Origin of the sequence: Brevundimonas sp. UBA2503, assembly GCF_002341485.1 — a bacterium.
Taxonomy (GTDB): domain Bacteria; phylum Pseudomonadota; class Alphaproteobacteria; order Caulobacterales; family Caulobacteraceae; genus Brevundimonas; species Brevundimonas halotolerans.
Map to the genome: position 1 here is coordinate 68,032 of NZ_DDOD01000022.1, position 12,597 is coordinate 80,628.

General features: G+C 67.0%; 14 protein-coding genes. 5 read left to right on the forward strand and 9 right to left on the reverse strand.

What is annotated here, in order from left to right; genetic code table 11:
* Positions 1-213: 213 nt before the first annotated feature.
* Complete coding sequence (locus B4K74_RS10665) at positions 214-393, reverse strand: Flp family type IVb pilin (RefSeq protein WP_123288020.1); 180 nt, start codon at positions 391-393, stop codon at positions 214-216.
* A gap of 284 nt (positions 394-677) precedes the next feature.
* Between B4K74_RS10665 and B4K74_RS10670 the strand changes: the two genes are divergently transcribed.
* From B4K74_RS10670 to B4K74_RS10680, 3 genes are read left to right on the forward strand one after another with little or no spacing between them, the layout of a single operon-like run.
* Entirely contained in the window at positions 678-1,064 is a 387-nt protein-coding gene (locus B4K74_RS10670; protein ID WP_123288083.1) for a pilus assembly protein N-terminal domain-containing protein, read from the forward strand.
* A gap of 1 nt (position 1,065) precedes the next feature.
* The gene (locus B4K74_RS10675) at positions 1,066-1,605 is read left to right on the forward strand and encodes a TadE/TadG family type IV pilus assembly protein (protein ID WP_123288019.1); all 540 of its coding nucleotides are present in this window, start codon (positions 1,066-1,068) and stop codon (positions 1,603-1,605) included.
* A 56-nt stretch (positions 1,606-1,661) separates the two neighbouring features.
* Positions 1,662-2,150, forward strand: a complete 489-nt coding sequence (locus B4K74_RS10680) for a TadE family protein (protein WP_241153206.1) — start codon at positions 1,662-1,664, stop codon at positions 2,148-2,150.
* Here the strand turns inward: B4K74_RS10680 and B4K74_RS10685 are convergent.
* Genes B4K74_RS10685 through B4K74_RS10700 form a run of 4 tightly spaced genes read right to left on the reverse strand, consistent with a single transcriptional unit; the run spans position 2,147 to position 5,205 of the window.
* Positions 2,147-3,445: an anthranilate synthase component I family protein gene (locus tag B4K74_RS10685; RefSeq protein WP_286692910.1), complete on the reverse strand. Its 1,299-nt coding sequence runs from the start codon at positions 3,443-3,445 to the stop codon at positions 2,147-2,149. The two genes, B4K74_RS10680 and B4K74_RS10685, sit on opposite strands and share 4 nt — an antisense overlap.
* On the reverse strand, positions 3,442-4,221 hold the full coding sequence (locus tag B4K74_RS10690; RefSeq protein WP_286692911.1) for a tyrosine-protein phosphatase: 780 nt from the start codon (positions 4,219-4,221) through the stop codon (positions 3,442-3,444). Before B4K74_RS10690 ends, B4K74_RS10685 begins: the two co-directional genes overlap by 4 nt.
* A gap of 55 nt (positions 4,222-4,276) precedes the next feature.
* On the reverse strand, positions 4,277-4,579 hold the full coding sequence (locus B4K74_RS10695) for a winged helix-turn-helix domain-containing protein (protein WP_123288015.1): 303 nt from the start codon (positions 4,577-4,579) through the stop codon (positions 4,277-4,279).
* On the reverse strand, positions 4,579-5,205 hold the full coding sequence (locus B4K74_RS10700) for a hypothetical protein (RefSeq protein WP_123288014.1): 627 nt from the start codon (positions 5,203-5,205) through the stop codon (positions 4,579-4,581). The genes B4K74_RS10695 and B4K74_RS10700 overlap by 1 nt, the downstream gene beginning before the upstream one ends.
* Before the next feature lie 129 nt (positions 5,206-5,334).
* On the opposite strand from B4K74_RS10700, the gene B4K74_RS10705 reads away from it, so the two are divergent.
* Positions 5,335-6,081 carry an SAM-dependent methyltransferase gene (locus tag B4K74_RS10705; protein ID WP_286692912.1) on the forward strand — a complete coding sequence of 249 codons (747 nt, stop codon included), beginning with the start codon at positions 5,335-5,337 and terminating at the stop codon, positions 6,079-6,081.
* Here the strand turns inward: B4K74_RS10705 and B4K74_RS10710 are convergent.
* From B4K74_RS10710 to B4K74_RS10720, 3 genes are read right to left on the reverse strand one after another with little or no spacing between them, the layout of a single operon-like run.
* On the reverse strand, positions 6,078-7,523 hold the full coding sequence (locus B4K74_RS10710; protein ID WP_286692913.1) for an AMP nucleosidase: 1,446 nt from the start codon (positions 7,521-7,523) through the stop codon (positions 6,078-6,080). The two genes, B4K74_RS10705 and B4K74_RS10710, sit on opposite strands and share 4 nt — an antisense overlap.
* A 44-nt stretch (positions 7,524-7,567) precedes the next feature.
* A complete protein-coding gene (locus tag B4K74_RS10715) occupies positions 7,568-8,662 on the reverse strand; it encodes a hypothetical protein (protein WP_286692914.1) in 1,095 nt (364 codons plus the stop codon).
* Between the two features lie 38 nt (positions 8,663-8,700).
* Complete coding sequence (locus tag B4K74_RS10720; RefSeq protein WP_286692915.1) at positions 8,701-9,570, reverse strand: alpha/beta hydrolase; 870 nt, start codon at positions 9,568-9,570, stop codon at positions 8,701-8,703.
* A gap of 528 nt (positions 9,571-10,098) precedes the next feature.
* Between B4K74_RS10720 and B4K74_RS10725 the strand changes: the two genes are divergently transcribed.
* Positions 10,099-10,410 carry a hypothetical protein gene (locus tag B4K74_RS10725; protein ID WP_286692916.1) on the forward strand — a complete coding sequence of 104 codons (312 nt, stop codon included), beginning with the start codon at positions 10,099-10,101 and terminating at the stop codon, positions 10,408-10,410.
* A gap of 77 nt (positions 10,411-10,487) precedes the next feature.
* On the opposite strand, the gene B4K74_RS10730 is transcribed toward B4K74_RS10725, so the two are convergent.
* Complete coding sequence (locus B4K74_RS10730) at positions 10,488-12,584, reverse strand: alpha/beta hydrolase family protein (RefSeq protein WP_286692917.1); 2,097 nt, start codon at positions 12,582-12,584, stop codon at positions 10,488-10,490.
* Positions 12,585-12,597: the final 13 nt, after the last annotated feature.

The following is a 12,597-nucleotide window of genomic DNA, read 5'->3' on the forward strand; positions in this document are numbered from 1 at the left end:
ACGGCCACCCGACGCAAGCTTCCGGAAAACCACCGCGCGGAGCGTCAGCTTTCGTCGAAACGGTAATACTCATTCACTCCGGGCGAAGGCCCGGCGCTCCGCCTGCCCTCCAACCCGCCGCAAACACGGACGGGGGCACAGTCGTGCCGCAACGACAAGGGGCCGAAGCGTCTCCGCTCCGGCCCCCGTTCGGTTTTCAAGACGTGTCGGCAGTTACGCGCCGGCGGTGCCGCCCATGCCGGTCACAACGGCATTGAACTTGGTCTTGATGGTCGTGCCGAGCGCGGTCACGGCCGAGATGATGACGACGGCGATCAGGGCGGCAATCAGGCCGTACTCGATGGCCGTGGCGCCGGATTCGTCTTGAGCGAAACGCGAGATGAACTTGGTCATGTGATAGTCCTTTTCCTTGAGCGAGCTAACGATTGCACCATCAGGGTCGTCGGTTTTGCCCGCTTGACCCCCTACATGCTCATCATGCACGGCACCGCTTAAGGACAAGTAAAGTGAACAGCTTTGCTTGGATTATTCATGGTTACCGGGATATTTACTCTAACATGGCCGTTTTTGCAGGCTTTCAGCCTTTCTTGAGGATTCAGTGGTCCCTTGGGCCTCGCGCGCGCCTGACGCGGGCGCGCTGATGATATTGGAAGGCAGACCGCCCCATGGCTCGCTACATGCCCCGCTCCCTGATGTTCGCCGCCGCCGCCCTCGCGGCCTCGGCCATTGCCGCACCGGCCCTGGCCCAGGACCCGCTGCGGGTCGACATCGACCAGACCGCCCGCATCCAGCTGCGCGCCCCCGCCGGCTCCGTAATCGTTGGCAATCCGCAAATCGCCGACGTGACCGTCGTCGATGCCAACACCCTGTTCGTCACCGGCAAGGGTTATGGCGTGACCCAGATCGTCGCCGTCGACAGCATCGGTCGCACCGTCTTCCAGAGCCAGATCGTGGTCAGCGCCGGAGACTCCGGTCAGGTCCGGGTCTGGCGCGGCGGTCAGGTGACCGAAATGGCGTGCGGTACCACCTGCTCGCCCAGCCTGCGTTCGGACGGCACGCCGTAATATGCTCCGGGCGGCCCGATCGCGAACGGCCCTTGACCGCTTTCTCGCGGCGCGTCGGGGCTCGACCGCGGTCGAGTTCGCCATGGTCGCCATGCCCTTCTTCTTCATGATGTTCGCCGTTCTGGAACTGGCGTTCGTCTTCGTGCTCGATTCCGTCCTCGAGAATGCCGTCATTGAGACCGGCCGTCTGGTGCGCACCGGCCAGGCCGAAAGTCAGGGCTTCAATGCCACCCAGTTCAAAACCTCCATGTGCGGCCGGATGAGCATCTTCTCCAGCGACTGCATGGCCAAGGTTACGGTCGATGTGCGCGAAATCCCCCAGTTCACCAATCCCAATCCGCCCGATCCGACCGCCGGTAGCAGCTTCAGCGAGGCCGGCCTCGGCTATGACGGCGGCGACCCGGGCAGTCTGATGCTGGTCCGCGCATGGTACCGGCACACCCTGTTCACCCCCTTCCTGGAACAGGGGCTGGCGCGAATGGGTGACGGCAAGGCGATCCTGACGGCCACCACCGCCTTCCGCAACGAGCCCTGGCGATGAGCGGACGCGGCATCCCCAGGCGCCCCTGGCAACGACTGGGATCCGACCGACGCGGCGTGTCCGCGGTCGAATTCGCCATGCTGGCCCCGGTGATGATCTTCTTCTACTTCGGCCTGGCCGAATTCTGTCAGGGCTATATGGCCCAGAAACGCGCCAGCCATTCCGCCGCCATGGTCGCCGACCTGATCGCCCAGCGCGAGCGGATCACGCCCGGCGAGATCGACGACATCTTTGAAGTCGGTGAGCTGATCATGGCGCCCTTCACCGCCACCGGCATGAGCCTCAGGGTGTCCAGCGCCCGACGGATTGATGACAGCACGGTGCGCATCGACTGGAGCCGGGGCAGCGGCATGACCGCCCGGACCACCGGCAGCACCATCACCGTGCCCGCTGGCCTGATCGCGATCGGCGAGAGCGTCGTGGTGTCCGAGTCGCTCTACGACTACGACTCCCCGGTCGACTATATGATGCCGGGGATCACCACCTTTTCGCACACCTTCTATCTGCGGCCGCGCACGGTCGAGCGCGTGGCGCTGGTGCCCTAGGATTCCATCAGGGCCCGTCTGATCGCCGAGATTTTGGACAGGACCTCGGCGGATTCCGCCGCCGGATCGCTGTCGGCGACGATGCCCGCCCCTGCCTGCGTCCGCCAGTGCCAGCGCTCTTCCCGCTGCTCGAAGGCGAGGGTGCGAATGAGGACCGAGGCGGTCATCCGCCCCTCCCCCTCCCGCAGCAGCAGGCTACCGCACCACGGCCCGCGCGGCGGCTCATGCCCGGCAATCACCTTCATGGCCTGATGCTTGGGCGCCCCTGTGATGGACCCCGGCGGAAAGGTCGCGGCCATCACCTGTCCCACGCCCTGCCCCGGTCTCAGCCGGCCGCTGATGGTCGAGACCAGATGATGCACATTGGCATAGGACTCCGGGTGAAACAGGCGCTCGACCCGGACCGAAGAGGGCACACAGACCCGCGACAGGTCGTTCCGCATCAGGTCGACGATCATCAGATTCTCGGCCCGGTCCTTGGCCGACGCCAGCAGGGCCTCGACCTCGGCCTGGTCTGCGACCGGGTCGGTGCGACGCGGGCGAGTGCCCTTGATCGGTCGCGTCTCGATCCGTCCGCCCGGTTCCAGCGTCAGGAACAGCTCCGGCGAGTTGGACACCAGCGCCCGCTCCCCCCGCCGCCAGAAGGCCGCATAGGGTGCCGGACTGTCGCGGACCAGACGCAGGAAGACGTCCAGCGGATCCGCTTCCCACGTCAACTTTCCGCTCCATGCCCGGGCGATATTGGCCTGAAACAGCTCGCCCGCCGCGATGCGCGCCACAACATCGGCCACCGCGGTGCGATAAGCCGTCTCATCGGCCTCGGCGTTAAAGGTCGCGGACAGAGGGCCCTCAATGGCGCCCCGCGCGCTCGCCGCCTGCGACCAGTCCTCGGCCAGATCGAGCGCCTGCTCAGCCTCAACGGCATCCTCACCTCGCCCGACCGCCGTCAGGGTCCGGGTCGCGGTCTCGAACACCAGCCAGGCCGGATAGCGGGCCGCCATCAGGTCGGGCCAGACCTTCGGCCTCAGCCCCGCCGCGGGCCGGGCCCCGCCATCATAGGCCAACAGCTGCACCGCCCCTTCGGCCCAAGCGGGATCATCCAGCAGGGCCGTGACCTGCGCCGCATCCCCGTCGATCTGACGGATGGCATCCGGATCAGCGGCGATCAGCACCCGTCCAGCCGTTCCGCTGAACAGGCCCAGCGCACCGTCCCGCGCACCGATGGCCTGCAGAATCTCCAACGGATCGCGCCACGGCAGGGCGCGTTCCCGCCGCGCCGCGTAAGGCCGGATCATGCCGACAGCCGCTCCACAATCCGGTCGCGCCGGGCGGTATCGATGCCCAAGGCCTCGGCCAGATACTCGTCGACCGAGCCATGGGCCGTCGTCATCTCAGAGATGGCCGCGTCCAGGAACTCGGGCGCCACCCCCAGAAAGGCCACGACCGCCGCATGCGACGCTGTACGCCCCGTCATAGTCTTCAGCCGTTCGGCGATGAAGCCGGCCTGCCCCTCAAGATCGACCGCCGTATTGGTCAGCAGATAGTCGGCCATCAGGTCATCGTGACCGACGCCCAGCAGATGGTGGGTCAGGGCCGCCAGCAGCCCCGTCCGGTCCTTGCCCGCCGCGCAGTGGATCAGCACCGGCCGGTCGCTTTCGGCCAGCGCTTCGAAATAGCGGCGGAACAGGTCGATGTGAGACGCCTCGAACGGCAGGCGGCGATAGGTGTCGGTCATGAAGGCCCGGCCCGACTCCTCGGTCAGATCGGCCGTCTTCAGGAAGGTCATATGGGGCGCTTCGCCCCCGTCGTCGTGGGCGCTCTCGATCAGCCTGGCGGCAAAGCCTGCGGGCCTGCGGCTGGGCTGGCCGCGTCGCTCGCCGGGACGGCGCAGGTCGACCACCACCCCGAGGTCGAGCTCTGCCAGCGCCACAAGATCCGCCTCGGTCGCCCGGGCCTGATGGGCGCTGCGGAACAGCCGCCCGGGCCGCACATGCCGACCCGCGACCCCGGCGTAGTCACCGAAGTCGCGGAAGTTGTCGATCGCCTCAAAACGTCTCAGTCGCTCGCTCATGCCCCCTCATAGCGTAGTCGGGCGGGCGTGCCACCGTGACCCTTCGTCTGGCGGGTCAGCGGGGCGGAATCAGGGCCGACAGCGTATCCAGATAGGCCATGAAGGCGGTCCGGCCGGCGTCGGTCAACTGCGCCTCGGTCAAAGGCTTGCGACCCTGGAACCGCTTGGTGATCTCGACGAAGCCTGCCTCTTCCAGCTTGCGCAGATGCACCGACAGATTGCCGTCCGTGGTCTTCAGCCGGGCCTTGAGATCGCTGAAATCCGCCATGCCCGCGCTGGACAGATAGGCCATGATGCCCAGCCGCACCCGGCCGTGGATGACGTCATCGATCTCATTGATGTCAAACGATGGCTCCATCAGATCACCTCGGCCGGTTCCTGACGCACCAGGATCAGGCCGGGGATCAGGGCCAGCAACACCAGTCCGGCGGCATAGCCCAGCCACAGCACCGGCGTACCGATGAGCGAGGCGATGGCTGGCGCGCCGACCCAGCCACCGATAGCCAGCCACCACTGCCACTTCTGTCCGGACATGGTCGCCGACACTGCCCAGCCCGCACCGTAGAGGGCGAAGATCAGCGACGGAAACAGAAAGACCGGCACCTCGCTCTGCAGCTTGTAGGACAGGATCGCCATCGACAGCGCCATCGTGAAGATGCCGAGGCCGACCCCCATCCATCCGGCGCCGACGGCCCGGTTGACCGCCGAACGCGCTCCGGGTTTGCTGCGGATCTTCGATTTGAGACCAATCAGACCGATGAAGAACAGCACGAGGGCGCCGAGCCAGACGTAGTTGTAGACGACCGGTTCGGCGGCGATCAGACCGCTGTCGATTCCGTAATGGATCAGGGAGGCGATCCCGAAGACCGTGCCGGCAACAATCAGAACGCCCCCGCCAAGGACAGGGGTGTTGCGCCCTTCCTCGGCCAGGGCGCGGATGTAGGCGATGTCGTCTTGCGGGGACGTGGTGTCGTGATGGGGCATTGGCCCTTCCCTCCAGTCAGCGGGGGCACTGCGCCCCGTGTGTGACCCTTGATTGCCCCATATACTTTGCGTTGTAAAGTGCTTTCTTGTGGCCTTGCCAAGCCATGGCGTTACGGCTGGGCCATGCGCATGAATTTCCACCGACTGGCCTATGAGGCCCTTGAGGTCTGCAACGCCCTGACGCTGGAGACCTTCCGGACATTTCTGGCGCAGGCTGGTCCGAAGCCGGGCGGCCGGGCGCTGGAGATCGGGGCGGGCAATGCGGCGCTTGCCATCAGTCTGGCCCGCGACTTTGCCATGGTGGTCGACGCGGTCGAGGTCGATATGGCGGTGGCGGCGCTGGCCCAGTCGCGCATCCATGCGGCGGGGGTCGCCGACCGGGTGACGCTCAGCCGGATGCGGTCGCTGACCCTGCTGGAGGATCTGCCGCCCCAGGATCTCATCCTGTGCGTTGGCGCCACCGATCCTGTGGGCGAGGAGCACCGCGATCCTGACGCCGCCTTCCGCACGCTGGCAGGCCATCTGGCGCCCGGAGGCCTGCTGGTCTGGGGCGACCTGTACTGGACCGAGAGCCCGCCCGAGCCGCTGGCCCGGGTCATGGCCCTGACCAATGCCTGCACGCCGCTGGCCGACTGGACCACGGCAGCCGGGGCCGCCGGGCTGGAGGTGCTGGACATCCACGTGGCCGACGATGCGACCTGGGACGCCTATGTCGCCACCATGGACCGGGCGGCGCGCGACTGGATCGCCGCCCATCCCGGCCGGATCGAGCGCCCCCACATCGAGGCGACGGCCGACCGGGTCCGGTCCTTCCTGACCTTTGCCCGACCCTATACCGGCTTCGCCCTGCAGCTGATGCGCAAACCCGCGCCCTAGCGGAACGGCGGCTCGTCGAAGGCGCGCAGCTTGCGGGAGTGAAGGCGCTCGCCCTCTTCGCGCAGCAGGTCGACGGTCTGGATGCCGATCTGCAGGTGCTCCGAGATCGAGCCTTCGTAGAAGCGGTTGGCCTGTCCCGGCAGCTTGATCTCGCCGTGCAGCGGTTTGTCCGAGACGCACAGCAGGGTCCCGTAGGGCACCCGGAAGCGATAGCCCTGGGCCGCGATGGTCGCCGATTCCATGTCGATGGCGACCGCCCGGCTCTGGTTGAAGCGCAGGGCCGAGCGGGTGTAGCGCAGCTCCCAGTTCCGGTCGTCGGTGGTCACCACGGTCCCGGTCCGAAGGCGCAGCTTGACCTGATCGCCGGGCATTCCGCTGACGGACTTGGTGGCGTCATAGAGGGCGCGCTGGACCTCGGCGATCGAGGGGATGGGGATGTCCGGCGGCAGCACCGCATCCAGCACATGGTCATCGCGGAGATAGGCGTGGGCCAGCACATAGTCGCCGATCGACTGGCTGGCGCGCAGGCCGCCACAGTGACCGATCATCAGCCAAACGTGGGGTCGGGTCACGGCCAGATGGTCGGTGATGGTCTTGGCGTTCGAGGGGCCCACGCCGATGTTGACCAGGGTGATGCCTTTCGCGCCCGGCGCCGTCAGGTGATAGGCGGGCATCTGGTGCTTCTTCCAGGCCGTGTCGCTGATCGCGGCCTCGGGATCGGGGGTGTCGCGCGTGATCAGCACCCCGCCGGCGCAGGACAGGGTTTCATAGGGGCTGCCGGGGCGTTTCAGCTCACCGATGGCCCAGCTGACGAATTCGTCGACATAGCGATTGTAGTTGGTGAACAGCACATAGGACTGGACGTCATCGACCGGCGTGCCGGTGTAGTGCTTGAGCCGGGCCAGCGAGAAGTCGGTCCGAAGGCCGTCGAAATGCGACAGCGGAAAGTCGCCTGAGGTGTCGAACAGGCCGTCCGGAATCTCATCGCCGATATGGGCCAGCTCGGTCGTCGGGAACCAGCGGGCCAACGCCGCCGTCATTGACCGGTCCAGCGCCACCTCGGCCCCGTCCAGCACATAGGGGAAGGGGATTTCCTGACGCGACAGGCCGACCTCGAAGGTCGCGTCATATTCGTCGGCCAGCAGGGTCAGCTGTTCCTTCAGATAGCTGCGGAACAGGTCGGGGCGGGTGACGGTGGTGGCATAGGTGCCCTGCTTCGACAGCCGGGCATAGGCGCGGGGCTGAAGGTCCTGGGGCCGGTCACCGTGCCAGCGGATGCGCAGTTCGGGATAGGCGAACAAGCCATCGGCACGGGCGGCGGCATCGGGCCGGGCGCCGTGGTCGACGAAGTCCCGCACCGCCTGGCGCAGGGTGTCGACGGATTTGACGTAAAGGGATTCAAGGCGGTCGATTACCGCGTCGGGGGTCATTTGCTCTGTCATGGCCTCCTCTAGCGGAACAGTATGACCTTGGCGAGACGGGGCCGCTAATCCGTGCCGCGGACCCGTTCGATCAGGGCCAGAGACACCGCGTCGCCGGCATAGTGGGCGACCAGCGCCGCCTCGTCAGCCTCGAGGCTGTCGCATTTCAACTCGGCGACGGCCGCCTCGATCTGGGCGCCGCGCTCGGCGTCATAGGCGTCCTCGCCGCTCCAGTGGTCGCAACCCAGCCGGCGACCGGCCCAGCCCAGGATGTCGGCCGGAATGGTCGTGGCGGCGGTAATGAGCGGATCATTGACCTGCAGGTGCTCGACCACCAGCCGGTCCCCCTCGATCGCCAGCGACACCCAGGCGTCGCCGCCGGTCGGGCAGCAGTTGGCGTCATTGTCCTGCCACAGGCTGGTCTCGGCCATCAGGGCGGGCCAGCGATAGCCGACACCCTTCCACACCGCGAGGCCGGGCGGCAGCTGGTCGGCCAGGTCGGCTTTCCACGAGGTCACGTCGATCTGGGTGAAGGGGTGCTCGGCGTCGAGAACCCAGCGGAACAGGACGTCGGCATTCATGCGCCCGGTGCCGTCATGATAGCCGGGGATGGCGACATAGAGGTCGTCATACCCCTCGATCAGGACCGGCGGCTCGTGGACGATCGCGGTCTGCACCCAGCTGCGGGCCTCGAGACGCCCGTCCGCCATCGGCGTGTAGAGGACGACGGCCGCCAGAGGCATATCCCATTGGCCGCCGGTCCGGAGCTGTTGCCAATAGAGGCTGCGGGCAGGCGTTCCTGTCTCCGCGTCAGCCGGCAGCAAGACCACACCGGCGGCCTCGACCCGGCAGGCGTCAGGCCCGAGCGGCGGGCAGGCGGTGGCCAGGGAGTCGAAGTCGGTGATGTGGCCCGCTAACTGGCGATCCCGGGCGGTGGCGCGCTCCAGCTCGGCGATCCGTTCCGTCTCCCTGGCCGGGCGTTCGGCGGGGTCCGTCTCCTGCCACCACAGGCGCCACTCGCGGGCCGCATCGCGGGCGTCGACCGGCAGAGGCGTTGCGGCCAGATAGTCCGCCTCGGCCCGGTCGACGGCGGTCTGGGCGTAGACCGGGGCGGCGGTGACCAGCGTCAGGGCCAGGGCAACAGCAAGACGGCGCAGCATCACGGATCCTCCTTCAAGCGTGGCCGCACTGTGCGCGCTCAGGCCGGGCGATCCAAGGTCCGGTGGAAAAAGTCAGAGACCTCGGCCAGCACGGGGGCCTTCTTGCGGAACAGGGGCGCGAAGGTCGCGACCAGATCGGCGTGGTTCAGCCCCTCATAGAAGCGGGCGGTGCAGGTGCCGCCAACCGCGTCCATCCGCTCGCACAGCAGGCGGGTGTCCTCGGCATGGACCACCTCGTCAGCGGTGCCGTGGCCCAGCCACAGGGGCGGGGCATCCGCCCGCGCGAAGGTGATCGGCTGGGTCAGGGTGGGGTCGGGCGCGCGACCAAAGGCATTGACCGAGGCCTTCACGTCGAACGGCAGGAATTCGTAGGGGCCCGCCAGCCCGGCCGCCGCCTTGATCAGTCGGGGCCGGTCGACGGCGGCCATATAGCGTCGGTCCAGGGCGATCATCAGGGCCAGATGCGCACCCGCCGAATGGCCGAGCACGCCCAGCCGGTCGGGGTCCCCGCCGAGGTCCCGCGCGAGCTCGGCCGCCACGGCCGTGGCCAGCGCGGCATCCTCGATGAAGCCGGGGAAATGAACCTCGGGCACCAGCCGGTAGTCAGGCAGGGCAACGACGAAACCCTTGGCCGCCAGCGCCTGAGCCGCCCAGCCGTAGACCTCGCGCGATCCCGAATCCCAGCCGCCGCCGTAGAAGAAGACCAGCGTCGGCACCGTCGCGGCGGGCGAGGCGCCGGTCGGGGCATAGATGTCCATCCTCTGGCGCGGGTCGTCGCCGTAAGGCTGGTCGCGGGCGACGCGTCGGGCACCCGGATCGCGGGGGCCGAGCTTGTTGAGCAGGCCCAGCGGCGAACAGGCGACAGCCAGCCCGCCCAGCAGGGTCGCCAGGGTAGCGCGGCGGGTCATAGGGGAACTCGGGATCAGCGTCATGGGACCCTAGATACGCGCGAACGGCCGATTTGGCTGCCCGGGGTGGGGGAGCGCCGGGAGCGGGTGGGGAAAAAACACCGTCTGAATAGTCTGAATGGTCTGAAATGCGCGCCTCCATCAGCCGGGTTGTGGCAACCGGACAGTATGGGTGAGGCGACGACCCGCGCGGGAAGAACGGTGCGGCAAACGGCACGGGTATTGAAACGGTTGGCGTTTCGGGCGGCGGGCATGATGGTTGCTGCCCTCAGCCCCTCGTCATCCTCCGACTTGATCGGAGGATCGGTTCTGGCACGTCGTCAGCCGTCGCGGGTGACACCGATCCTCGGGTCAAGCCCGAGGATGACGGGAGGAAGCGCGGAAGGGCCAGAAGAATAGGCCGTATACCAAGGACATGTCATTTTTTCTGTCACAAACTGTCATATAATATTTACATTGAGATCAATCGGCGCATTCTGTGCGGGAAGACGTCTGAGAGCGTCCCCTTTTTGCTGGAGGCCCACGCCCATGATCCGTACTGCCCTGTCCCTGTCCCTTGCTGCCGGTCTGGCCCTTGCGGCGGCCGTCCCCGCCTCGGCTTCGGTCGATCCGAAGACCCAGCGCGCGCCTGCCCAGGCCGTGATGATCTGTGCCGAGGATTCCGCCACCCGCGCCAGTTTCGAGCGCGAATATGGCGAGCGTCCGGTGTTCGTTTCGGCCCGAGACCTGCTGGCGGCGCGCGATGCCGGTGAGCGTTGGGAGGCCCCGCGCTGCATGACCGAGCGCGAATACGCCCGCTATGAGCGGATCAGCGAACAGCGCGCCGACCTGCGCCGCTAGACTCTTCACCCCCTGACATGACGAAGGGGACGCCGGTTTGATCCGGCGTCCCCTTTTTCACGCCCTGCAGCGATCGCTTATTCGCCGATGTGTTTGTCCAGCCAGCCGAACACCTCATTGTGCCATTGCAGGCTGTTCTGGGGCTTGAGGACCCAGTGGTTCTCGTCCGGGAAGATCAGCAGGCGGCTTTCGATGCCCTGGCGCTGCAGGGCGGTAAAGGCCGACAGGCTTTGCGAGGTCGGGATGCGGAAGTCCTGCTCGCCATGGATGACCAGCATCGGCGTGTTCCACTTGTCGACATGGTTGGCCGGGTTGAATTCCTGATAGCCGCGCGGGTTCTCCCACGGGGTGCCGCCGTTTTCCCACTCGGTGAACCACAGCTCTTCGGTGGCAAAGCCCATGCTGAAGGTGTCGAAGACGCCGTCGTGGTTGACCATGCATTTAAAGGCATTCGGCCAGTTGCCCGCGATCCAGTTGACCATATAGCCGCCGTAGGAGGCCCCGAGCGCGCAGGCCCGGTCGCCGTCGAGGAAGTCATAGGTGTCCAGCGCGTGGGCCCAGCCCTTTTGCAGGTCTTCCAGCGGGCGATCGCCCCAGTGCTGGCTGATCGAGTCGGTGAAGGCCTGGCCGTAGCCGACCGAGCCGTGGAAATCGATCATCACCACCGCATAGCCGGCGCCCGCATAGGTCTGGGGGTTCCAGCGCCACGACCAGTTGTTGCTGAAGGTGCCCTGCGGCCCGCCGTGGATCAGGAAGGCGACGGGGTATTTTTCGCCCTCGACATAGTTGGCGGGCTTGATCACCCAGGCGTGGACGGTCTCGTCGTTCCAGCCCTCAAAGGTGAACTGCTCGGCCTCACCAAAGGCCAGCTCACCCACGACGGGATTCACCTCGGTCAGGCGTCGCGGCATTTCGCGGCCCCTGTACGTCTTGAACCAGAGGTCGCCCGGCTGATCCAGCGCGGCCAGCGAATAGACGATGCCCGAGGGTGTCAGGCTGCTGGAGGCAACCGACCCCTCGCCGGTGAAGGGGATGACCGCACCATTACGGGTATCGACCGCGAACATCCGATAGTGGCCGGTGTCCTGGGCGGTGACATAGAGGGTGTTGCCGTCGGGGCCCCAGGCCAGGCTGCTGGCCGAGCGGTCCCAGTTGGCGGCGATCTGGCGGACCTGACCGGTTTCCATGTCGCGCAGCATGATGGCGAATTTGTCGGCCTCGAAGCCCGGGCGGGACATGGCGCGATAGGCCAGGGTGCGACCGTCGGGCGAGAACACCGGACCGGCATCCCAGGCGGGGTTGCTGTCGGTCAGATTGGTGAAGTCGCCGCTGTCGCTGAGGCCATCGGTCAGCCACAGGTCGAAATCGGTGCTCCACGGCTCGGTCGTGCCGGCCTCGCGGGCCGAAAAGACGATCGCCTCGCTGTCCGGCGTGAAGGCGAAATCGTCCTCGCCGCCGAACGGCTTGGAGGGGGTGTCCCCGTCAAAGCCGCGCGTGACCCAGACCGGGTTGCCCTCGGCCCGGCCATCGGCGCCCAGCGAGACGACGAACAGATGGTTCTGGGTGCCGTCCTTCCAGGTGTCCCAGTGGCGCACGAACATGCGGTCATAGACGCGGCCGGTGCTGCTGCGGGCGGCCTCGGCCTCTGACCGCTCGACTGAACAGGCGAGCGTCTCGCAGTCCGGATAGACGGCCAGCGCCACGACCAGTCGCTCGCCGTCCGGCGAGATCTTGTAGCCCTGAACGTCGAACGGCAGGTCGGTGACCTGGACCTGTTCGGTGCCCTCGGTGTCGGTGGCCCAGATCTGGTTCGAGCCCGAGCGCGACGACAGGAAATAGAGGGTGCCGCCGTCAGGGGCCCAGCGGACGGTGTTGCCCTTTTCGCCATTCGGGAACAGGGGGCGGGCCTTGGCGTCGCCGGTCAGGTCCTGAAGCCACAGGGTGGTGCCGCCGCCGCCCATGACGGGATCGACCTCGCGCACCTGATAGGTGACCCAATGACCGTCGGGCGAGACCTGCGGGTCCGACAGGCGGTTGAGGCCCAGCATGATGTCGTAGGTGAAGGGCTCTGCCCCCGTGTCCTGGGCGGTGGCCGTCGGGGCGGCGATCAGACTGATCGCCAGAACGGCTGCAGCCGCCGTGGAGCGGATCAGGGATGTCGGGAGGGATCGCATGCGCCGGACCTCT